The sequence below is a fragment of the Nesterenkonia muleiensis genome (genome assembly GCF_003600155.1).
GTDB lineage: Bacteria > Actinomycetota > Actinomycetes > Actinomycetales > Micrococcaceae > Nesterenkonia > Nesterenkonia muleiensis.
This window is the reverse complement of the sequence record NZ_QWLD01000024.1, coordinates 14,110-34,589: the sequence shown is the minus strand read 5'-3', so window position 1 is coordinate 34,589 and position 20,480 is coordinate 14,110. Positions and strand designations below refer to the sequence as shown.

Annotated in this window: 22 protein-coding genes and 3 tRNA genes; 12 read left to right on the top strand and 13 right to left on the bottom strand. The window is 65.4% G+C overall.

From position 1 onward, the window contains the following. Window positions 1-72: 72 nt before the first annotated feature. Together DVO78_RS07630 and DVO78_RS07625 are read right to left on the bottom strand one after the other, a co-directional pair. Complete coding sequence (locus tag DVO78_RS07630; RefSeq protein WP_238385195.1) at window positions 73-2,424, bottom strand: C40 family peptidase; 2,352 nt, start codon at window positions 2,422-2,424, stop codon at window positions 73-75. Between the two features lie 371 nt (window positions 2,425-2,795). After that, window positions 2,796-3,161 carry a metallopeptidase family protein gene (locus DVO78_RS07625; RefSeq protein WP_120004223.1) on the bottom strand — a complete coding sequence of 122 codons (366 nt, stop codon included), beginning with the start codon at window positions 3,159-3,161 and terminating at the stop codon, window positions 2,796-2,798. Window positions 3,162-3,273: 112 nt separating this feature from the next. Here DVO78_RS07625 and DVO78_RS07620 point away from each other — a divergent pair. The 3 genes from DVO78_RS07620 to DVO78_RS07610 all read left to right on the top strand — a co-directional run bounded on the left by DVO78_RS07620 (window position 3,274) and on the right by DVO78_RS07610 (window position 3,633). Further along, window positions 3,274-3,346, top strand: a tRNA-Glu gene (locus DVO78_RS07620). Window positions 3,347-3,464: 118 nt separating this feature from the next. Continuing rightward, window positions 3,465-3,538 (top strand) — tRNA-Asp (locus DVO78_RS07615). 22 nt (window positions 3,539-3,560) lie between these two features. Further along, a tRNA-Phe gene (locus DVO78_RS07610) sits at window positions 3,561-3,633 on the top strand. 166 nt (window positions 3,634-3,799) lie between these two features. Here the strand turns inward: DVO78_RS07610 and DVO78_RS07605 are convergent. Further along, entirely contained in the window at window positions 3,800-4,669 is an 870-nt protein-coding gene (locus DVO78_RS07605; RefSeq protein WP_120004222.1) for a hypothetical protein, read from the bottom strand. Window positions 4,670-4,769: 100 nt separating this feature from the next. Here DVO78_RS07605 and DVO78_RS07600 point away from each other — a divergent pair, with 100 nt between their 5' ends. Then, window positions 4,770-5,108, top strand: a complete 339-nt coding sequence (locus DVO78_RS07600) for a hypothetical protein (RefSeq protein WP_120004221.1) — start codon at window positions 4,770-4,772, stop codon at window positions 5,106-5,108. Between the two features lie 142 nt (window positions 5,109-5,250). Then, entirely contained in the window at window positions 5,251-6,012 is a 762-nt protein-coding gene (locus DVO78_RS07595; RefSeq protein WP_120004220.1) for a MerR family transcriptional regulator, read from the top strand. Window positions 6,013-6,028: 16 nt separating this feature from the next. On the opposite strand, the gene DVO78_RS07590 is transcribed toward DVO78_RS07595, so the two are convergent. Continuing rightward, window positions 6,029-6,832: an exodeoxyribonuclease III gene (locus tag DVO78_RS07590; RefSeq protein ID WP_120004263.1), complete on the bottom strand. Its 804-nt coding sequence runs from the start codon at window positions 6,830-6,832 to the stop codon at window positions 6,029-6,031. Between the two features lie 105 nt (window positions 6,833-6,937). Then, window positions 6,938-7,762 carry an ammonia-dependent NAD(+) synthetase gene (gene nadE / locus DVO78_RS07585; RefSeq protein ID WP_120004219.1) on the bottom strand — a complete coding sequence of 275 codons (825 nt, stop codon included), beginning with the start codon at window positions 7,760-7,762 and terminating at the stop codon, window positions 6,938-6,940. Between the two features lie 75 nt (window positions 7,763-7,837). Between nadE and pyrE the strand changes: the two genes are divergently transcribed. Both pyrE and DVO78_RS07575 read left to right on the top strand, forming a co-directional pair. Beyond that, window positions 7,838-8,440 carry an orotate phosphoribosyltransferase gene (gene pyrE, locus DVO78_RS07580; RefSeq protein ID WP_420799076.1) on the top strand — a complete coding sequence of 201 codons (603 nt, stop codon included), beginning with the start codon at window positions 7,838-7,840 and terminating at the stop codon, window positions 8,438-8,440. A gap of 1 nt (window position 8,441) precedes the next feature. Then, a complete protein-coding gene (locus DVO78_RS07575) occupies window positions 8,442-9,683 on the top strand; it encodes an MFS transporter (protein WP_120004218.1) in 1,242 nt (413 codons plus the stop codon). Here the strand turns inward: DVO78_RS07575 and DVO78_RS07570 are convergent. Then, the gene (locus DVO78_RS07570; RefSeq protein ID WP_120004217.1) at window positions 9,640-10,821 is read right to left on the bottom strand and encodes a MalY/PatB family protein; all 1,182 of its coding nucleotides are present in this window, start codon (window positions 10,819-10,821) and stop codon (window positions 9,640-9,642) included. The genes DVO78_RS07575 and DVO78_RS07570 overlap by 44 nt on opposite strands. Before the next feature lie 323 nt (window positions 10,822-11,144). Here DVO78_RS07570 and DVO78_RS07565 point away from each other — a divergent pair, with 323 nt between their 5' ends. The 3 genes from DVO78_RS07565 to DVO78_RS07555 all read left to right on the top strand — a co-directional run bounded on the left by DVO78_RS07565 (window position 11,145) and on the right by DVO78_RS07555 (window position 13,289). Next, window positions 11,145-11,966: a PfkB family carbohydrate kinase gene (locus DVO78_RS07565; protein ID WP_120004216.1), complete on the top strand. Its 822-nt coding sequence runs from the start codon at window positions 11,145-11,147 to the stop codon at window positions 11,964-11,966. A gap of 24 nt (window positions 11,967-11,990) precedes the next feature. Next, on the top strand, window positions 11,991-12,629 hold the full coding sequence (locus DVO78_RS07560; RefSeq protein ID WP_120004215.1) for a TrmH family RNA methyltransferase: 639 nt from the start codon (window positions 11,991-11,993) through the stop codon (window positions 12,627-12,629). 126 nt (window positions 12,630-12,755) lie between these two features. Beyond that, on the top strand, window positions 12,756-13,289 hold the full coding sequence (locus DVO78_RS07555) for an MFS transporter (protein ID WP_157983921.1): 534 nt from the start codon (window positions 12,756-12,758) through the stop codon (window positions 13,287-13,289). Window positions 13,290-13,299: 10 nt separating this feature from the next. Here the strand turns inward: DVO78_RS07555 and DVO78_RS07550 are convergent, their stop codons facing one another. From DVO78_RS07550 to DVO78_RS07540, 3 genes are all read right to left on the bottom strand, one after another. Beyond that, entirely contained in the window at window positions 13,300-14,571 is a 1,272-nt protein-coding gene (locus DVO78_RS07550) for an ATP-binding protein (protein WP_120004213.1), read from the bottom strand. A gap of 164 nt (window positions 14,572-14,735) precedes the next feature. After that, entirely contained in the window at window positions 14,736-15,485 is a 750-nt protein-coding gene (locus tag DVO78_RS07545; RefSeq protein ID WP_120004212.1) for an alpha/beta fold hydrolase, read from the bottom strand. 25 nt (window positions 15,486-15,510) lie between these two features. After that, entirely contained in the window at window positions 15,511-15,798 is a 288-nt protein-coding gene (locus tag DVO78_RS07540; RefSeq protein ID WP_120004211.1) for an MGMT family protein, read from the bottom strand. Window positions 15,799-15,870: 72 nt separating this feature from the next. Here DVO78_RS07540 and DVO78_RS07535 point away from each other — a divergent pair, with 72 nt between their 5' ends. After that, the gene (locus DVO78_RS07535; RefSeq protein WP_157983920.1) at window positions 15,871-16,851 is read left to right on the top strand and encodes a diacylglycerol/lipid kinase family protein; all 981 of its coding nucleotides are present in this window, start codon (window positions 15,871-15,873) and stop codon (window positions 16,849-16,851) included. Here DVO78_RS07535 and DVO78_RS07530 read toward each other — a convergent pair. The 4 genes from DVO78_RS07530 to DVO78_RS07515 form a co-directional block, all read right to left on the bottom strand. Beyond that, a complete protein-coding gene (locus DVO78_RS07530) occupies window positions 16,821-17,255 on the bottom strand; it encodes a VOC family protein (protein ID WP_120004209.1) in 435 nt (144 codons plus the stop codon). The genes DVO78_RS07535 and DVO78_RS07530 overlap by 31 nt on opposite strands. A 4-nt stretch (window positions 17,256-17,259) precedes the next feature. Continuing rightward, window positions 17,260-18,114, bottom strand: coding sequence for an AraC family transcriptional regulator (locus tag DVO78_RS07525; RefSeq protein WP_120004208.1), 855 nt, complete (start codon window positions 18,112-18,114; stop codon window positions 17,260-17,262). 40 nt (window positions 18,115-18,154) lie between these two features. After that, window positions 18,155-18,811, bottom strand: coding sequence for a glutamate racemase (locus DVO78_RS07520; RefSeq protein ID WP_120004207.1), 657 nt, complete (start codon window positions 18,809-18,811; stop codon window positions 18,155-18,157). Window positions 18,812-18,882: 71 nt separating this feature from the next. Then, window positions 18,883-19,377 (bottom strand): MarR family winged helix-turn-helix transcriptional regulator, encoded by a 495-nt coding sequence (locus DVO78_RS07515; protein WP_120004206.1) that lies wholly within the window; start codon window positions 19,375-19,377, stop codon window positions 18,883-18,885. 57 nt (window positions 19,378-19,434) lie between these two features. On the opposite strand from DVO78_RS07515, the gene DVO78_RS07510 reads away from it, so the two are divergent. Next, complete coding sequence (locus tag DVO78_RS07510; RefSeq protein ID WP_157983919.1) at window positions 19,435-20,301, top strand: alpha/beta fold hydrolase; 867 nt, start codon at window positions 19,435-19,437, stop codon at window positions 20,299-20,301. The last annotated feature ends 179 nt before the right edge of the window (window positions 20,302-20,480 follow it).

Here is a 20,480-nt window from a genome sequence, read left to right as displayed (position 1 = left end):
TGCGGGACAAACGACGACGCCCTCGGCACCTGAGTGCCAGAGGGCGTCGTCGTTGTGTCGGTGGGGTTGGTTCTAGACGACCCGGCGCACACTGGTCGGATTGCCGAACACACTGCGCACGCTGACTCCGGACCGTGGGTTGCCGGCGTCGGCGATCATGCCACCGCCCAGATAGATGGCCACGTGATAGTCGCCCCAGAAGATCAGGTCGCCGGGTTGGCGTTCGCCCCAGGAGACCTGGCGTCCTTGGGCGATCTGAGCATATGTGGTGCGGCCCAGGTTCACACCGGCCTGCCGGTAGGCAGCCTGCACAAAGCTGGAGCAGTCCCAGGCGTTGGGGCCGTTGGCGCCGAGCACGTAGCTGGTGCCTGGCCGGGTGGCCTCGTTGCGGGCCCAGTTCATGGCGATCTGGGCCGCGCTGCCTCCGCCGGTGTTGCCGGCAGGCTGCGAGCCTCCTCCGGATGATGAGCCCCCGGATGAGCTTCCTCCGGATGAGCTGGAACCACCCGAGGAGCTTCCACCTGAAGAGCTGGAACCACCTGAGGACGAAGAACCTCCTGAGCCGGAGCCGCCGGAGCTTCCTGACGAGCCCCCAGAGCCGCTGGACTGCTGGCTGCGGAGATAGCTGACGTGGGAGGCCAGCTTGGAGGTCGAGACGGTGCCGTCGCTGTTGGTCAGGTCCGAGTTCTGCGTCACTGAGCGCCAGTAGTCACCCCCGGAGCCGCTGAACCCTGGCTCAAGCCGGGCACCCTCGTTCAGCAGGTCACGCAGCTCACGGCTGAGCTGGTCCCAGTGGGTGGGTGCCGGGTTGGATGTCGGCGAGGGTGAGGAGGTCGGCGACGGGCTTGAGGTCTGTGTCGGTGTGGGGCTCGGTGACGCTGAGGGGCTCTGCGAGGCCGAGGGGGAGGAGGAGGGGCTCTGGGTCGGCGATGGTGTTGAGTCCGCGGCAGAGGCCTGGTTCTCCAGGTAGGTGATGTGGCCCTCCAGCACCGTCCAGTTGATGGACCCGTTGCTGGTGGTGAACAGATCGTTGTTCAGCACCAGGTTGTAGTAGTCCCGGGCACCTCCGTCGAAGCTGGGCTCCAGCTCAGCGGCCTCGCCCAGCAGAGACTTCTGGCCGGAGCTCAGTGAGCCATAGCTGGCAGCGGCCGTCTGGGTGGGTGTGGGGGAGGGGCTGGGCGAGGATGACGGGCTCGGCGACGAGGACGTCGTCGGGCTCGGCGAAGGTGAGGGGCTGCTGGTGCTGGTCGAGGAGGTCTCGGCAGGTTCTTCTTGGTCACCTCTGGACTCAAGATAGGCCACATGGGCGGCCAGTGCCTCCCAGTCCACTGTGTTTCCGCTGGTCAGTGCCTGATTCTCCAGCACTACCCGGTAGTAGTCGCCGGTGCCTTCGAAGCCCTCCAGTTCGGCTCCGGAGGAGAGCAGCTCGCGCTGCTCTGAGCTCAGGGAGTCGAAGGAGGCGGGCTCGCTGACCTCGGATTCTTCGGACGATGCGGCTTCCCCTTCCTCATCGTCCGAAGAATCCTCGGTGGTCTGGGTGGAGGGTGCCGCCACGGCGGTCTGTGGGCCTGAGGCGCGCAGCTGGCGGATGCGTTCACGGACGGCCTCTCCGTCCAAATTGCCTTCGGAGTCGAAGTAGCCGCTGCCGCCGTCTGCGCGCTGGTTCTCCCCATACATGTAGGTCAGGAAGTCATCCAGGCTGCCTTCGAAGCCCTCTTCCTCCTTCAGGGTCTCCAACAGCTCGCGCAGTACGGTGTCGAGCTCGCCGAGGCTCTGGGTGGTGGAGCCGTCAGTGGTGCCGGTGGCAGCCAGAGCCGATGCTGCTTCCTCGGAGGCTTCCTCAGCGTCAGCCGCCGCGGCTTCAGCCTCGCGCTGCAGCTGGGCGGCGTCGGCGGCCTCACGCTCTGCCTGGTCGGTGAGTTGCTGACTGGTGGCGTCCTCGCTCAGAGCATCCTCATCGCCCAGGAGTACATCTGCGGCGGATGTCTCGCCTTCTTGGTACTCCTCTGAGGCTTCCATGGCCAGGGCGGTCTCAGCGGCCAGGCTCGCCTGCTCCGCTTCTTCCTGAAGCTCTGCCGCTGCCTCAAGGCGGGCCTGGGCGAGTGAATGCTGGCGCATCAGCTCCAGTTCCAGCTCGTCAGCCCGGTCCACAGCCTGATCGATGCGGCCGACAATGTCGACCATCATCTGATCGCGGGCGCTCTGGGACTCTCTGGCGGTGGAGATATCCTCGGCGGAGGGTACATCGGGCAGATCAGTGCGGACAAGATTCTCATCAGAGAGGTTCTGGTCGGTGGCGGCATCGACGACGGCGTCGTCGCTGGCGCGGTCAGCGACCAGGTCGGGCAGAGTAGTCCCGACGAGCGCTGTAGTCACGACGGCGGCAGTGATCGCCGCCACCGCGAAATTGCGGCGGTGCTTCACGGTAGTTCCTCACTTTTCCTCTTTAGCCGCAGCATCGCGTCAGCCTGTCTCATATATGAGAGACCTGCTGTGGGTCCGGTCCAGACACGGACGCTCTCAGGCCGGGATCTAGCTGTCCGGTCAGGCGAGCGACGGTGATGGGAAACGCGTCTGGACTGAGCCCCTCGTGGTGCTGCTGCGGTTCACGATAATTGCGAAAAGGTCACGGAGGCAATAGTTCGTGTCGTTTCTGTGATAAAGCTGTGAGGCTAAGATCCGCGTGTTTCCGGGGATTAATGGGCAAAATCTGGTGTTTGAAAACCTTCAAGTAGGTTGAAGGTTGAGGTTCCACAACTTTGTCACAGGGTTGTGCTAAGGCCTTTCGCTGTGTACTAGCCCCAGCCCAGGCGGTGCAGTGTCTGGTCGGTGATGCCGAAGAAGTGGGCTACCTCGTGCACTACGGTGACAGTGACCTGTTCCACTACATCCTCTGAGGTCTCGCAGATATCCAAGATCGCCTCTTTGTACAGTGTGATGCGGTCTGGCATGGCCCAGGGTTCTCCGCCGCGCTCAGTCAGCGGGATGCCCTCATAGAGCCCCAGCAGCACAGTGCCGGGATCCTCCCAGGATTCGGGCTGGTAGCGGTCCTCGACGAAGACCGCCACATTGTCGATCTTGGCGGCCAGCTGGGAGGGGATGAGGTCCAGTGCGTCCTTGACGGCGGCGTCGAACTCTTCATCGCTCATCTGCACGGGCATGACCCAAGTCTAGGCTGAGACCGCAGGGAAGATTTGCCGGGGCGCCTTTTGAGCAACTACACTTTTACAGGTTCCCTTAGCGGATTATGTGTTGTTTTCCCCAAGGGGTCGGGCCCCCATCGTCTAGCGGCCTAGGACACCGCCCTTTCACGGCGGCGGCACGGGTTCGAATCCCGTTGGGGGTACTGCGATTGAGCTGAGAAGGCTCCGGTCGCGATGTCCTCTGATCGTGATGATTGGCGGACGCCGTGAGGCTCTGGTAGAGTCTCACATCGTGCCAAATGGCACAAGAAGTACATGTAAGGCCCTGTGGCGCAGTTGGTTAGCGCGCCGCCCTGTCACGGCGGAGGTCGCGGGTTCAAGTCCCGTCAGGGTCGCAAGACACCGGTTTTCAGACCAGGCTCTGTAGCTCAGTTGGTAGAGCGTTCGACTGAAAATCGAAAGGTCACCGGATCGACGCCGGTCGGAGCCACGAAGCCGGTGTCATGCTGAAACGAAAACCCTCGGTCAGCCGGGGGTTTTCGTGTGTCTGAGAGGCGTCTCCCGCTGGGCGTTCGACAGGTCGTGCAGACGCGCCTCTACCGTGTCGGCCCAACGACCAGCACGGCCGGCTCGGCTTCGACGAGTGAGAGTGGCCTTCAAGGCCTAGAGTGTCCTTTCGGTGGAGCATCTGCTCGGGTGGCGTGTTCCTGGATGATCTTCTCCATCCGAGCGGGAGCGTCCTTAGTTCCGGGCTGGATACCGATGACATTCCCGGCTGGCTTCATTCCGCCGGTACCCACCGGCCGGCCGGAGAACCATCGGGCACCAGAGCCTTCGCGCTCTAGAGCCTCAGGCACCACGTGAAGAAACAGCTGGCCTTTATGGGAGGACTCATCCCCCTTCACATGGGTTCCTTCCAGCTCATCCCAGCTGATACTCCACCCTCGCGTGCTGAGCCCACTCTCAGTGAGCTTGAGGTGCTGCGGGAACAGAACACCGCGGCCGTAGTGAAACACCAGGAACACCGAAAGGGGCGCTCCCACAATCGACAGAGTCCTGATCACCTGCAGCATAGGTGATGTGTCTTCGGCGAACCAGTGCGGTGGAATACCGAACAAGACACCCCAGAGCAAGACCGATCCCACCGCCATCATCAGTGTGGAGACCAGCCACCGAGCCATACCCACAGGAAAAGTGATCGGCAACCGCGTCTCACCCTCGGGGAAGGTGATGCGCTCGATAGCCCGCCGGTTGGCCCGGCGCCGCATCTGGTCCCGCACCTGAGGGATAGGCACCGCTGTCCGCACCGGATCGCCAGCGGCCAAACGCTCCCGAATCCACCCGGGCAGCAAGAATCTTGGCCACCAGAGAAGCATACCGAGCAGGCCCATAGGAACTCCGATGACAACCGTGGCTAGCCCAGCTGCCATGGCTGCGTGGTACCAACCCTCAGCACGGTCCTCCATCCACAAGCCCAGAGCAAGCAGGGCAAACCCCTGGAACCACACCCAGCAGATGAACATCATCAGTATCGGCCAGCCCCTCTTCCGGCCTTCGACCCAAGAGGCCTGGGCACCTAGCCAAGGACGGATCCAGAGGAGGAAACATGGCAAGGCCACACCCTGCATGATCAAGAATCCAGCAATGTGCATTGTTACCGCCTCTCAGCTGAAGGATCAATTGGGTCGCAGCCTCGGCCTCATCGACGACGTCGTCGCCGAGCCTGCCGTCCTCGATTCCCAGGTGGCGATCGTGGGCATCAAGGAATTCCTGACGAGCCTCGGGGTGCTCGCGTTTCGGTCGGGGTCACGTGCGCCGGGCAGCCGACCGTGTTCGCCATCTGGTCAGTGTCCCCCTGCCGCTGACGGGCTTCACCCGACCGCCGATCAGCTCGTTGAGCCGGTGACTGATCGTCTCTTCCCAGGCGGGTCGATCTCGGTCTGCTCCGCCTTCTCGACGTGCTGAAACGCCAGATTCGGAGTCATGCCTCCAGTGTAGGGCGGCACGCAAACATCTGAGCTTGCGGTTGACGTAGCGTCATCCAGTAGAACTGAACCTGACGCGGAAGGCAGCGCGAAACTGATCACAGAGCAGTAAAGGAGGCCTCATGGAGTGGTCGACCCACGAGGTGGTGAGCGCCACCGGCATCACCTCCCGCACGTTGCGCCACTATGACCAGATCGGCCTGCTGAAGCCCTCCAGCCTCAGCGCTGGAGGGCTTCGTCACTACAATCAGTTGGCCCTGGTCCGGTTGCAGCGGATTTTGCTGCTGCGGGAGCTTGGGCTTCCGCTGGCTGACATTGCCGCTGTGCTGGAAGGTCAGTCAAGCGACATCACTGCACTGCAGCAGCAGAGGCAGCACCTGCTGCGTCAGAAAGAAAGAATCGACGCTCAGATGCGTTCGGTGGAAGACACCATCAACGCACTCAGGAAAGGAGAGACGATCATGCCCAAAACAATGTTCGAGGGTTTCGACCACAGTCAGTACGAGGATGAGGTGCGTCAGCGCTGGGGCGATGACGCGGCGCAGCGGTCCAACACCTGGTGGGACGGCCTGGGGGAGCAGGGCAGGCAGCGTTTCCAGCAGGAGCTGGAAGACCTCAACGACGCCTGGGATCAGGTGATCGCCGAGTGCGAGGCCCCTGTCTCCGAAGCCGCCCAGGACGTGGCTGAACGTCATGTTCGCTGGTTGGGCTCAAGCTGGCAGACCGCGCATATGCCGCGTTCTGCGGTCAAAGGGATCGCCCAGATGTACGTTGACGATGAACGCTTCGCCGCCAACTACACCCGGGTGTCTCCGGCCGGAGCCCAGTTCGTCTGCACCGCTGTGCAGCACTACGCCGACCAGCATCTGACCGAGGAGCCTTGAGCGTCAGGCCACGCCCTCAGGAGATTTCGACCACCACGGGGGCGTGGTCGCTGGCGCCTTTTCCGCGGCGCTCGTCCTTGTCCACATAGGCGTTCTGCACACGCTCGGCCAGCGCCGGGGAGCCCAGCAGGAAGTCGATGCGCATGCCCTGCCGCTTCTGGAAGCGCAGGTTCGTATAGTCCCAGTAGGTGTAGATCCCGGGGTCAGCGGTATGGGGCCTGGCTAGGTCCGAATAGCCTGCCTCCAGGAACGCCTGGAATGCCGCACGCTCGGGCGCGGTGACATGGGTCATCTGGTTCTCCTCGAAGAAATCGATGTCCCAGACATCGCCGTCCTGCGGGGCGATGTTCCAATCCCCGGCCAGCACCACCTGCGCCTGCGGATCCTCGGCCAGCCAGGCCGAGGCATGCTCGCGCAGCTGGTCCAGCCACGCCAGCTTGTAGGTCATATGCTCATCCTCACGGGCCCGGCCATTGGGCACATACAGGCTCCAGAGGCGCACATCGCCGCAGGTCGCGGCGATGGCACGGGCCTCTTGGATCGGGTCCTGGCCGTTCTTGCCGAAGGGCGGCTGATTGCCGAAGGTTCGCTCCACGTCCTTGAGCCCGACCCGAGAGGCGATGGCCACGCCGTTCCACTGGTTGATACCGAAGTGGGCGACGTCGTACCCGCTGTGCTCGAACAGTTCCCAGGGGAAATTCTCGTCCTTGCACTTGGTCTCCTGGATCGCCAGGACATCTACCTCTGACTTCTCCAGCCAGGCTTCCACCCGGTCTGCCCGGGCGCGGAGGGAGTTCACATTCCAGGTCGCAATCTTCACGCTCACCACGCTACCAGCGTGCCCCCGCCGACGGTGGCCCACAACGACGACGCTGCTGCGGTCCTTCGGACGAAAAAGACGTCACAAGGGGTCACCGGCAGCGGATCAGTCCCTCCACCACTTATCCAGCAGAGTCACCGGGATGGTGCGTTTGTGCCGGGTGGTGAGGTAGCGGTGCTCCAGCCGCTGGGCGGCGGCGTCGTCGATCTCCCGGCCCTCCAGATAGTCGTCGATCTGGTCGTAGCTGATGCCCAGTTCGGTCTCATCGAGCTGACCGGGAGTGTTATCGAGAAGATCGGCGGTGGGGGCCTTGGACCAGATTTCCTCGGCTGCGCCCAGGTGCTGGAGGATCTGCCGGATCTGCCGCTTGTTCAACGTGAAGTTCGGCAGGATGTCCGCCCCGCCGTCGCCGAACTTGGTGAAGAACCCGGTGATGGACTCCGCGCCGTGATCGGTGCCGACCACGAGGGCTTTGTGCTCGCCGGCCACCGCGTACTGGGCGGTCATCCGCAGCCGGGCCTTCACGTTGCCGCGGTGATAGTCGGCCATGGAGTCCCCGAAGGTCTCCCTGAACGCCACATCCACCCCGGTCACCGCCTTCTCGACGTTGAAGGTGTGGACGTGGTCGGCGTTGATGAATGCCAGGGCACGCTGAGCGTCATCTTCGTCATGCTGGGTCCCGTGCGGCAGGCGCATCGCATGGAACTGAGCTTCAACACCCTCGGCGCGCAGCTTCTCCGCCGCCCGCTGCGCCAGGTGACCGGCAAGTGTGGAGTCCACCCCGCCGGAGATCCCCAGCACGAAGCCCTCGGCGCCTGCATACTTGGCGTACTCGGCCAGAAAATCGCTGCGCCGCCGGATCTCCTCCTCGGGATCGATCTGGGGCTTGACGCCCATCTCTTCGACAATGCTCTGCTGAAGCTCGCGCATGTGCCTCAGTCTAGCCAGTATGTGTAACGCCGGGGTGAAAACTGCCTGAGTGTGCTCGGTGCCCGCGCACGTAGGATGGTGGCCATGACTTCTGCACCCTTCGCCTCGGCACTGCTGGCAGAGCACGACGCCGCCGCCACCCGGCTGCGCGAGCTCATCCTGGACCTTGCCGTGGAGCACGGCAGCTTCACTCTCAGCTCCGGACAGCAGGCCAACTTCTATGTGGATATGCGTCCGCTGACCCTGCACCATGAGGCCTCCCCGCTGGTGGGTCAGCTGGTGCTGCAGATGCTCGACGCCGCCGGGATCGAGTTCGAGGCCATCGGCGGACTGACTATGGGCGCTGACCCGGTGGCCACTGCTGTGCTGCACACCGCCGCGGCTCACCAGCGGGCTGTTGACGGCTATGTGGTGCGCAAACAGCCCAAGGGCCACGGCAAGGGACGCCAGGTGGAGGGCCCGAGCATCGAGGGGCGCAAGGTGGTGGTGGTGGAGGACACCTCGACCACGGGGAACTCTCCGCTGAGCGCGGTGGAGGCTGTGCGCAAGGTTGGAGGTGACATCCAGGCTGTGGCCGTCATCGTCGACCGCGACTCCGGGGCCAAGGAGCGGATCGAGGCCGAGGCCGGGGTGCCCTACCTCTACGTCTTCTCCAAGGACGACCTCGGGCTGGAGTGAATTGGCGAAGGAGCGTCCTGCGCTTCCGGTGATTCTCGCCGGGCTGTGCACCACCCAGATCATCGCCTGGGGCATTCTCTACTACGCGTTCCCGGTGCTTTCGGCCCGGATCGCAGCGGACACCGGCTGGACCACCGCTTCTGTCACGGTGGCCTATTCGGCTGGCCTGGTGGTCTCCGCCCTGCTGGGCATTCCGGTGGGCAAGGTCTTGGACCGCCGCGGACCGCGCCTGGTGATGACCGCAGGGTCGGTGCTCGGGGTGGCCGGGCTGGTGATGATCGCCAGTGCCGCCAACTATTGGGTGTTCCTGGCCGGGTGGCTGACCGCCGGGGTGGCGATGGCCGGCAATCTGTATCCGCCGGCATTCGCCGCGGTGACCAGGTGGTATGGGGCACGCAGGGTGTTCGCGCTGATGATGATCACCCTGATCGGCGGGCTGGCCTCCACGGTGTTCGCCCCGGTCACCGAGGCTCTGACGGAGACCTTCGACTGGCGCGGGGTTTACCTGGTGCTGGCAGCTGTGCTGGGTGTGGTGGCGATTCCTGTCCACGGAGTGGTGCTGCGCAGACCCTGGCCGGTGGAGCCACGCGGACCTGGGCACGGCGGGGCTTTAGAGCCCGACGCCGCCGAGGGCCAGAGCGAGGCCGCCTACGCCCGGCAGGTGATGCGCTCGCCGGCCTATGTGCTGATGACCGTGGGGCTGACGTTGGGCGGAATGGCGATGTTCGCGGCCATGATCAACCTGGTGCCGATGCTGATCGAACGCGGCGTCTCCTCCGGCCTGGCAGCCTGGATCCTGGGCTTGGGCGGACTGGGCCAGGTCATCGGCAGACTGTTCTACATGAGCCTGGAGCGGCGGCTGAGCGTCCGGGCCCGGCATCTGTGGATCTACGGCCTGCTGGCGGTGAGCACCGCTGCCCTCGCCCTGGACGCCACCAATGCGGTGTGGCTGATCGCCATCTCCATGGTTGCCGGGGTGGGCCGGGGGATCTCCACCCTGTTGAAAGCCACCGCGGTCACTGACCGCTGGGGGCCGCGGGCCTATGGGCGGCTTTCCGGGGTGTTCAACGCCCCGGTGATGTTCGGCATCGCGATCAGCCCTGCCCTGGGGGCGTGGCTGGCCGAACTGCTGGGCAGCTGGGAGATGATGTACCTGGTGCTGGCGGTGATCGGTGCGCTGGCCGTGATCGCGCTGCTCTTCAGCGTGCCAAGGCAGCGCCCATCCGGCGCACCGCCTCAGTGAGGACATCCTGGTTGGTGGCGAAGTTCAGCCGTGCGTGGTGCTCACCTCCGGTGCCGAAGGCATGTCCGCCCATCAGCGCGACCTGGCCCTGGTCCAGCAGGTGCCGGGCCGGTCCCACCAGGGGAGTCTCGGCTCCCCCGTTGGGCTCGTCGTCGAATCCGTAGGCGGAGAAGTCCAGCCAGGCCAGGTAGGTGGCCTCCGGTGCGGAGTAGGCGACCTCTGGAGCATGTTCGGCAAGCAGCTCGCCCAGCAGCCTGCGGTTGGCGTCCAAACCGCTGAGCACAGCGTCCAGCCACGGTCCGCCCTCGGCGTAGGCGGCGGTCTGGGTCAGCACGCCGGCGTGGCTCGGCCCGTGTGAGACCTCGGGCGGCAGCCCGGCCAGTTCGGCGGTCACCTCTTCGCCGGCGATCAGCAGCCCGGCCTTCAGCCCGGCCAGGTTCCAGGCCTTGGAGGCTGACATCACCGAGTATCCGCGCGGGTCTACGGTCAGATAGGGGGTGAAGGCGGCCTCGGAGTAGACCAGCGGGGCGTGGATCTCGTCTGCGACCACCCGGATCCCGAAGTCGGCGGCCAGCTGTGCGAGCCGCTCCAGCTCCTGCTGGGTGTGCACTGCCCCGGTGGGGTTGTGCGGGTTCGACAGCAGGTAGGCCGCCTGCCCGCCGGCGGTGCGCAGGTTGAACGAATCCTCCAGCATCTCGAAGTCCAGCCGCCCGTCGGCTCCCAGCGGAGCCTCCACCACGCGGCGTCCGGCGCTGACCGGGTGGGTGAAGAACGGCGGATACACCGGGGAGGAGACGATGACGGTGTCCCACAGTTCGCCGACCAGCTTCAGCGCCTCCACCGCACCGGTCATCACATCACGCACCGGGCGCACCTGGGCTGGGCTGGGCTCCCACCCCCACCGCTGCTGGGAGAAGCTCCGGAAGGCCTCCACATACGGGCCGGTATGCGGATAGCCGGTGTCCCCGCGTTCGATGATCTGCCTCAGCGCTCCGGCCACCGGCTCTGCCAGCGCAGTGTCCATCTCCGCGACCCACAGCGGCAGCACGTCATTGCCGAAGGCCCGCCATTTGATCGATCGCCGTTCGCGCAGCTGGTCGAGGTTGAACGCTTCCAGAGGATTCTCTACTTCACCCATACAGTGACCCTATCGAAGAGCCCCGATACACGTCATGGCGTCCCGTCCAGTGAATCGTCGTAGAGTTTTCTCTTTTGCGTAGGGTTATTTCCCTACGAAAAGTCGAAAGCTCTACGAAAAGTGTGAGCGGATCAGCAGCAGACACACCACGACGCCGCCCCTTCACCCTGTCTGCCCCTGAGCTCCCAGCGGCCTGCGCAAGCGCTGACGCCGGTAGACTCGTATGGTCTGTTGCCGCATCAGCGCTGAGGTGCCACGCCGGCGACGGACAAGACCAGCCTGACGCCACCACTGTGTGAGGAGGCCCTGCGTAAGGAAACACTATGGCCACTACTGCGAACAACCCCTCGATGACCCTCACGATCGCCGGCTCCGAGGCCACCGGAGGGGCCGGGGCCCAGGCTGACCTGAAGACCTTTCAGGAGCTGGGCACCTTCGGCATCGCCGCACTGACCTGCATTGTGGCCTTCAACCCGCGGGACAGCTGGAACCACCGGTTCACCCCGGTGGACCAGCAGGTGATCGCCGATCAGATCGAAGCCATCTTCGCCACCTACAGCACCGATCAGCTCAACACCGTCAAACTCGGCATGATGGGCTCACCTGCCACAATCGCCACAGTCTCGGCGGCACTGGCCAGCAGGTCACCGAGGCATGTGGTGCTGGACCCGGTGCTGATCTGCAAGGGGCAGGAGCCCGGCCACGCCCTGGACACCGACAACGCGCTCAAAGAGGAGCTGCTGCCCAGGGCCACCTTCGTGACCCCCAACCACTTCGAGACCGAGCAGCTCTCCGGCAGGAGGGTCAGCTCGGTGGACCAGCTGCAGGCTGCCGCAGAGGAGATCCACCGGATCTCCGGGGCGGCGGTGCTGGCCAAGGGCGGGGTCCGGCTGCAGGGCCCTGATGCGGTGGACGTGTTCGTCGGCGAAGAGGGCACCGAGATCCTCAGTGCCCCGAAGGTCGGTGAGCATGCGGTCTCCGGTGCGGGCTGCTCACTGGCTGCGGCTGTGGCCGCGGAGCTGGCCAAGGGGACGGCACCGCTGGAGGCCGCCCGCCGCGCCAAAGAGTTCGTCAGCGCCGGCATCGCCCAGCGGGTGGCCGGCAACACCCCCTTCGACGCCCTCTGGCAGGGCGGGCTGCGGTGAGCAGACCACCAGTAGGCTGAGCGGGTGGATCAGGACAGCGCTGAGCGTGAAGTAGGGGTGGGCCCCTGGGAGGGCCCCTGGCCTGAGGGCGAGCATTTCGACCCTGACCTGTTGCGGACCGGGGATCGCCGCAACGTGGTGGATGGCTACCGGTATTGGAGGCATCAGTCGATCGTGGCGGACTTGGACGCCAAGCGGCACGGGTTCCATGTGGCCATCGAGAACTGGCAGCACGATTTCAACATCGGCACCGTGGTGCGCACCGCCAACGCCTTTCTGGCCCAAGAGGTCCACATCATCGGCAAGAGGCGCTGGAACCGGCGTGGCGCCATGGTGACCGACAAATACCAGCACATCAGGCACCATCCGACTGTGGAGGAGTTCGTGGGCTGGGCGGAGTCTGCCGGCGTCGTCGTCCTCGGTGTGGACCTGTTCCCGGACTCGGTGCCGCTGGAGACCTACCAGCTGCCCGAGCGCTGCGTGCTGGTCTTCGGCCAGGAGGGTCCCGGGCTGAGCGAAGAGGTCCGGCAGGCCGCCCACGCCACGTTGTCGATCGCCCAGTTCGGCTCCACGCGGTCGATCAACGCCGGGGTGGCCGCGGGGATCGCCATGCACGCCTGGATCCGCCAGCACGCCGAGGTTCCTGCTCAGCAGGACTCCTGAACAGATCCAGCAGCCCTCCTCCGCGGCCCACCGCGCCACGAGTGCTGCTGTTCCTTGCTCATAGACCTCCTATTTCTGGCCTCTTCGGCCAGGAACAACCGCACTCGATTCAGTCCGGGCCCCTGTGTGCGACCAATCGGCCGTGCCCTGGATCGCCACTGCCCTGACCCGGGACCCGCTGCTGATCGCCCTGGTGGTGCTGGCCACCGGCTGCCCTGGCTGGTGCTCTCACTGCCGGCCGGAGTCATCGCCGATCGGGTGGACCGGCGCAGGCTGCTCGTGTGGATGGATATGCTGCGGGCTGCGGTGATCGGCGGGTTCGCCGTGGCCGTGCTGATCTATCAAGCGCATATTCCCGACCCTGAGGCCGTGGAGGCCGGACTGGCGGAGTCTCCCGCTGGGGCCGGTTGGCTCTTGGCCGCACTGTATGCCACGGCTCTCACCGTGGGTTCGGCCGAGGTGCTGCGCGACAATTCTGCACAGACATTGCCGCCTGCCCTGGTGAAGAAGCCTCACCTCAAACGGGCCAATGCCCGGCTCTGGGGTGCCGAAGTCACTGCGGACGGAAGTGCCCTCATTTACGGTGCGACGGCGGCTCAGCAAGGGTCTGCGTCGTGTTTGGGCGTGTTTTGGGTTCAGTCTGCTGGCAAGGCTCTCTGAGGCTGTCCCGCTATGGTCCGAGTAGGGCCAGAGGGACGACGGCAACCCCGTCTGGGCGGCGGTAGGCATGCTCGCCGGTGGTGACGATGACCCGGTCAGAGAGGCGACTGCCGATCTGTTGCTGCAGCCAGTTCAGATGACGTACGTCGTGGTCAGTAACAGTGGCAGCGAGTTTGACTTCGATCGCGACGACTTGACGGTCACTGCCCTCGACGATGAGGTCGATTTCGCGGGTGGTGTCCTTGGTACGGAGGTGTCCAACGTCAGCGTTGAGCGCATGTGCGTAGACGCGCACGCTCTGTGTCACCAGTGACTCGAAGAGTGCGCCCAGCCAGGTGCCAGTCGAGGCTGCGACTCGATCCCCCTCGCCCCTCAGCAGGCCGTCCTTGCTGATCTTCATCAAACGTGCCGCCAGGGCCGGGTCGACGAGATGGTGTTTGGGAGCACGGGTCAGGCGCTTGAGCGGATTGAACAGGGGGATCCATGCCGGAATCGGGTCGAGCACGAAGATTCGCGTGAGGTGCTCGCGGTAGGCATCGACGGTCCCGCGTGCGGGTTTGTCACGTTCTCCAGCTGTCGCTGCGTCGAGGATCTTGGAGTATGACGCATCGGTTGCGGTGGCCGCTCCATAGGCGCTCAGCCAGGCGTTGAGTGCCCGGGGGCGGCGAACCGCGACGCCGTTCTCCGGCAACTCACGTTCGACGATCCTGGTGATGTAGCTGTCGAGCTGGGCGTTCCTTGCCCGTTCGGGCAGGGAGCGGATGCCAGGAAACCCGGAGCCGAGAATCTCGTCGGCGTAAATGGGCAGGCCGATCGGGCAGTGTCCGCTGACCTTGGGCTGGTTGCCTGCAAGCAACTCGCGTAGTGAGACCGCCGGCTCCATCAACCCGCGTTCGCTGAAGGAGAGTGGTCGCAGCGGGATGCTGACGATGCGACCTGCACCGGAGTGAATCCGCACGCCCGGGGCGACCCCGGCCGAACCGGCTAACAGGAACTGCCCGCCAGTGTTGTTCTCGTCCACCGCGGTTCGAACCCGGTCCCACACAGGTGGCTCAAGCTGCCATTCGTCGATCAGGACTGGCGGCGCAGCCCGCGCGATGTAGTCGATATCGGCTGCCAGAGTCTCGCGCTGGCCACGCCGATTGAGAGACAGGATTGTCTTGGAGCGCTGGCTCGCTGTCGCTGTCTTGCCCACGCCTTTGGCCCCCTCCAGGGCGATGGCCGCCAGGTGGGGGAAGAGCTCGTCGAGGACGTCGTCTACGATGCGTCGCTGGTAGACCATGAGTACAAGCTAGCAGGTGGCCGCCTCTCTATTGTGCAATTCGCCGCGTTCGAACTGAGCAAATCGCCACCCATAGAGGTAGCGCCTCGTCAGCTTCGCCTCCGCGATGCGGCGCTTGTGATTGTTCCCGAGGGAGGGGCATCTGCCTGTATGAGGGGTTCAGCTCAGCGTGTGGCTTCGGCGTGGGCGAGGATCATATCGGCGGCGGGCTGAGGGGTTCTGATGACCGCTTCATGGCCTCGGCCGGGGATCTCCTCCATCTGCGATGAGGGCAGGAGCTCGGCGATCTCCTGGATCCAGGGCCGTGGGCAGACCCTGTCCTTCTCCCCACGCATGACCAGGACGTCGGCACGGATCTCCGGGCAGGTCTCCTCCAGCTCATGTTCGAGCATCTGGCGCATCTTGCGCAGGAACCAACGGGGTCCGGCCTTGAGGTACTGGACAGTGCCCAGGACCATGACCTTGGGGTTCTCCCCGGCGAGGTCCTGCACCATGCGCAGGGCCTGCCTGGGTGCGGTGCGCTCGGCGTAGTTGACCGCAGGGGCGATCAGCACCCCGCGGTCACTGAGCTCGGGGTGCCGAGCCAGAGTCTCTGCGACCACCTGGCCACCCATCGAATGGCCGATCAGCACCGGGTTCTCGATGTTCAGGGACCGGATGAAATCAGCCAGGAAGTCACCGGTGGCCGGCATGGTCAGGGGCTCGGAGGGCTCCGGTGAGTCGCCGAAACCTGGCAGGTCCACCGCGTAGACGGTGCCCGAACGCGCCAGCTCCCGGCAGAGGTCGGCATAGACCTGCCGCCCCATGCCGATCCCGTGAATCACCACGAAGGTCAGTCCGTCCGGGCCGTCCAGCCGGCTGTAGACCATCTGTCTGCCGCCGTGGGTGAAGGACTCGGTGCGCTCCCATGCCATAGAACTACGTTAGCCCAAGGCGCAGTCACCCCTGCCACCGGTAGCGCCGCAGGTCGACCTTCTGCCCCCGGGCCAGAACGCCCTCGGCGCGGAGTGCCTCCAGCTGTTCGGCCCTCAGATGCGGGGTGGGAACGCCGTCGGCCCGGATGATCCGGTGCCAGGGCAGGTCGAATCCGTCCTCCCGGAGCACCCAGCCGACCATCCGCGGGGTGGGCAGCCCGGCGATCCTGGCGATGTCGCCATAGGTGGCTACCCTCCCTGCCGGGACTGAGGCGATGATCTCCCGCACCCGTTCATGTGTCTGCTCATCCACACTCAGCACCGTAGCCCACCGGGTAGCATCATCAGACACGATGACGACGAGGGGGCGAACCGGAGTGCGCACATGACCCGTTCCGAGGGTGGGCGCCGCCGCGTCCTGGTGCTGCTCAACCCCGGTGCCGGACAGGGCCCCGTTCTTGATGAGGTGCAGCGGCGTCTTGAGGCTCGCGGCGGTCCTGACCTGGAACTGGTGGTTCCTGACCCCGTTGATCAGCACCGACAGCTCGGTGACGCGGAGACGGCCCTGGAATCAGGGGTTGATGCCGTGGTGGTCTGCGGGGGCGACGGTATGGTCAGCCGCGCGGTGAATCTGGTGGCGCAGCGAGCCGTGCCGCTGGGGATCGTTCCCACCGGCAGCGGAAATGACTTCGCCCGGGTGCTGGGTATCCCGCGCCGCACCTCTGAGGCGGTCCGCCAGCTTCTTCGGGCGCTGGACCAGCCTGAGCTCCCGCTGCGGTCAGTGGACGCTCTGCGGCTGAGGAGCTCGTTCGAGCCGGGATCTCGGTGGGTTGCCAACTCGGTGAACATCGGGTTCGATGCCCGGGTCAACCAGCGGGCCAACCTCCAGCGCAGAGTGCCACGCCGGCTGCGGTATCTGCTGGCCCTGGCGCAGGAGGTGCCGCGGTTCCGTTCCGTGGAGTTCGGCGTGCAGATCGGTGCCAGGGAGGAGGCCGTGCAGCAGTCGGCCCTGATCTGCATCCAGAACGGTTCCTTCATCGGCGGTGGTATCCCGTTGTCGCGGGAGGGACGGCCCGACGACGGCTGGGCCGAGGTCTCACATATCGCACCCTTGAGCCGTCCGGGGTTGGTGGTGCTGTTTCCGCTGCTGATGATGCGCGTGCACCGCTGGTTGAGGCCACTGGTCACCCAGCGGCTACGGCATATCCGCATCCATGTCCCCGAGGGTGTTCCCGTCTTCGCCGACGGTGATGAGCTCCATTCCGGAACCTCTGAGTCAGGTCGGGGCGCCGACGTCGAGGCCGAACTTATACCCGGGGCCCTTCTGCTGCTCAATCAAGCATTCTCCCGAGGCTCGCCGAGATAGGTGCCGAAGGACCACAGGTTGCCCTCGGGGTCACGGACGGCGAACTCTCGGCTGCCATAGTCGGTATCAGTCAGCGGGCGGAAGACCTCGGCCCCGCGACTGGTGACCCGTTCATAGAGGGCGTCGATCTCTCCGGTGACGACATAGACACCGGCGGTCCCAGGCTCGCGAACCCACGGCTTCTCAGGATCGTAGGATCCCAGCATGACTCCGCCCGCGCCGTCGGGCCAGCGGAGCTCGGCGTGGTGGACAACATCGCCCTCGGTCATATTCACGGTGACGTGGAAGCCGAATTTCTCAGCGTAGAAGTCGATCAGGGCCACCGCGTCATGGGCCTGCAGCGTGACCCACACGCTGGGCTGGTCGGCGGAGAGGGAAGCTGGATGAGGTGTGGTGGCATTCATGGTGTCAGTATGCCTCCGTGCTGTGTCCGCCGTCTTGAATATTTCGGAATTCCTCAGCCATCCAGGCTCGAGGGCTGATGCCGGCGTAGCGGCTGAACTCCCGGCTGAGATGCGCCTGGTCAGCGTATCCGGTGTCGGATGCGATCTGCGCCAGATCCGGCTGCCCGGTCCACCGGAGCTGGTCGGCGATGGTCTTGGCGGTCCTGCTGAACCGGATGAGCCCGGCCACCGCCTTGGGTGAGAGCCCGACCTCCCGCTGGAACAGAGTCCCCAGATGCCTCGGGGTGAGGGTGACTTGCCGGGCAAGTGCACTGATGGGCATCCGGCCGCCAGTGCGCTCCAAGAGCTGCCAGGCGTGGAGAAGCTCCGGGCGGACCGGAAGATGGCCGTCGAACTGTCTGATCAGCCGTGACTCGACGTGGGCAAATGCGGCAGCCCAGTCGCGGGCTTCGACGGCGCGACCGTGCAGCTCCTCGCCCCATCGCTGCAGGAGTGAGCTGCCGTCGAAGTCGGTGACGCTCAGCTCCCGGGTGGGGACGCCGAACAGAGACCGGGCTGCCAGCGGGTGTACCGTGATTTCGATGCCGGCCCAGTCTGAGCGCTGCTGGACGAATGCCGTGGTGGTGTGCAGGCCGCCGAGCACGATCTTCGCTGGGGTGGCAGAGGCCAGGGCAGGGGCAGTTGCCGCCGCCTGGACGCCCTCGTCGAAGGCGAGAATGAAGGTCAGTGCCGACGAGGGAAGACCGCGGTGGACCGACTCAGGCAGGCCATGGGCCCGGTATCCGAGCATCGAGATGACGCCCGGCGCGCCACGCGGGGGCGCCTGGACGAACTCCGAGAACGGCTGTTCCCCGGCCATAGTCCGATGATACGTGGAGTGTTCTCCTCGGAGACAGTCGTCAGCGCCCCGCGGCCGCGGCGGTGACCCGGCGGATCTGTGCGGCGATGGCGTCGGTCGGCTCCAGCACCGTGACCTCTGCGCCGGCTGCCTGCTGCACACGGTGCTTGATCCAGTGATAGTGGGTGCAGCCCAGTACGACGACGTCAGCAGCCCTCTGCTGGACAAGCAGCCTCAGCGGTTCCAGGTCTATGGTTTCCGGTTCGCCGCGTTCAATGGCGGCGGCCCAGTCGGCGCAGTCGGGCTCCACAATATTGACGCCACCGCCCCAGGTGTCCTTGAGCCGCTGGTAGCGCCGGCTGCGCAGGGTGGCTGGGGTGGCGCAGACGATGATGCTCTTCGACCGGGTGATCGCGCTGGCGGGTTTGACCATGGGTTCCAGGCCAACGAACGGAGTCGCGGGATAGTCCTGCCGGAGGTGTTCGACGGCTGCTGCGGTGGCGGTGTTGCAGGCCAACACGATCACCTCGCAGCCGGCGCGCAGCAGTGGCTGGATCGCGCGATCGGTGAGATGGAGGACCTCAGCATCGGATCGGCTTCCGTAGGGCACATGCTCGCGATCACTGGCCGTGCTGACCACAGCGTGGGGGAGCAGTTCGCGCAGGGTGGCAGCCACCGCCTCGCCGCCGGCCCCGGAGTCGAAGACACCGATTTTCACTCAAGGCACTCTAGCCGATGCCCAGTTGGGAGCTCAGAAACGGTAGCGCATGAACATCGCGAGCACCGATGCTACGGAGAAGCCTCGCGCTGCACATCCTCGAGCCCGTCTGACATCGCGGTGAGGACTCTGAGCGTGGCACGGATCTCGTCATCGGTGAGATCGCCCCGCACCCGGCCCATCAGCTGGTGCTCCCGGCGAATCACCGTCCCGATCGCCTCGGCGCCGGCGGTGGTGATCCTGATCAGCGGAGACTTCCGGTGCGCGGGATTCGGTTGCGCCTCCACCCACCCGGCAGCGGCCGCGTCGTTGACCATGCGCTGGACGAACTGCCGGCTCAGCTCCTGGGCCCGCGCCATCTGAGGTACGGTCAGGCCCTCGGCCCGCCGCAGCTGCTCCAGCACGGCGCGCACCCCTACGGACATGCCCATCTGCGGCTGCAGCTGCTCAACGGTGCGGGACACCTTCCGGTACAGCGGTCCCAGCACCTGGTAGACCTCGGCCAGCCTGCGCGCCAGGGGTTCGGGGGCAAGCGGCTCGGCGGAGGGATGATCGGCGCTGCTCATCGACTCATTATGACACCTTGGTTGCCAATTCATGCACAACATGACACCCTAGTTGTCATGATTGAGAACGACGACGCACCATCCCTGGTTCAGTACGTGGAGGTCGGCGGCGCCTGGATTGCCTTCTCCGAGCACCGGCCCTCCTCCGATCCTGCGGAAACGCCCCTGGTGCTCCTCCACGGCGGCTCCCTGGACCACCGGATGTGGCACCGGCAGCTCCAAGCCTTCGGCAGCCGCCGGCTGATCGCCTTGGACGCGCGTGGCCATGGGTGGACCACAGCGCCTGATCCAGCGGCGTTTCGCCACTGCGACGATGTCATCGCAGCACTTGACGCCCTCGGCATCGAGAGTGCCGTCCTGGCCGGGGTCTCGATGGGCGCCTCCACCGCAGTCGACGCCGCCCTGGAACACCCCGGCCGGATGGCCGGCGTTATCGCCTGCGGGGCGGGGACCAGCCAGTCGGAGTTCCGTGATCCCTGGGTGCTGGGCATCCTCGCAGAATGGCAGCGCGCCGCTGAGGCCCATGACCCTGAGGCCTGGATCGCTGCGGCCTTGAAATTCGTCGCCGGCCCGCACCGCGAACTCGAGGACCTGGAGGACGCGATCCTGCAGGAGGTGGACATCATGATCCGCCACACCCTGTTCACCCACATCGTCGGTCCAAGCGGGCCGGTGATGCCGAGACCCCCGACCCCGGTGACACGTATCAGCCAGCGGTTGCCTGGCCTGGACGTTCCTGTGCTCGGCATCGTGGGCGAACAGGACGCCGAAGACCACCTGCGGATGGTCCGCGAACTGGTCTCAGCGGTGCCGGCAGGGCAGCTGAGGGTCATCCCGAACACCGCCCACTACCCGAACCTGGAGCGCCCGGAAGAGTTCAACCAGGTGCTCGGGGAGTTCCTGGTTGCGGTGGAGGACACGTGAGGCTGCTGGAGCGGTGACATCAGAGCATCGCCGTGCTCAATCATGGTGGTCTTGCCGTTGCGCGGTGTGCATGCGGAGGATAGCGAGCTGAGGTTACATCGTCCGCGGCGGGGCTCCGGCTGCGCGGGGCCGGTAGCCCTGGAAGGTCAGCTTACCCAGGGTCTAGACTGCTGTCCGGA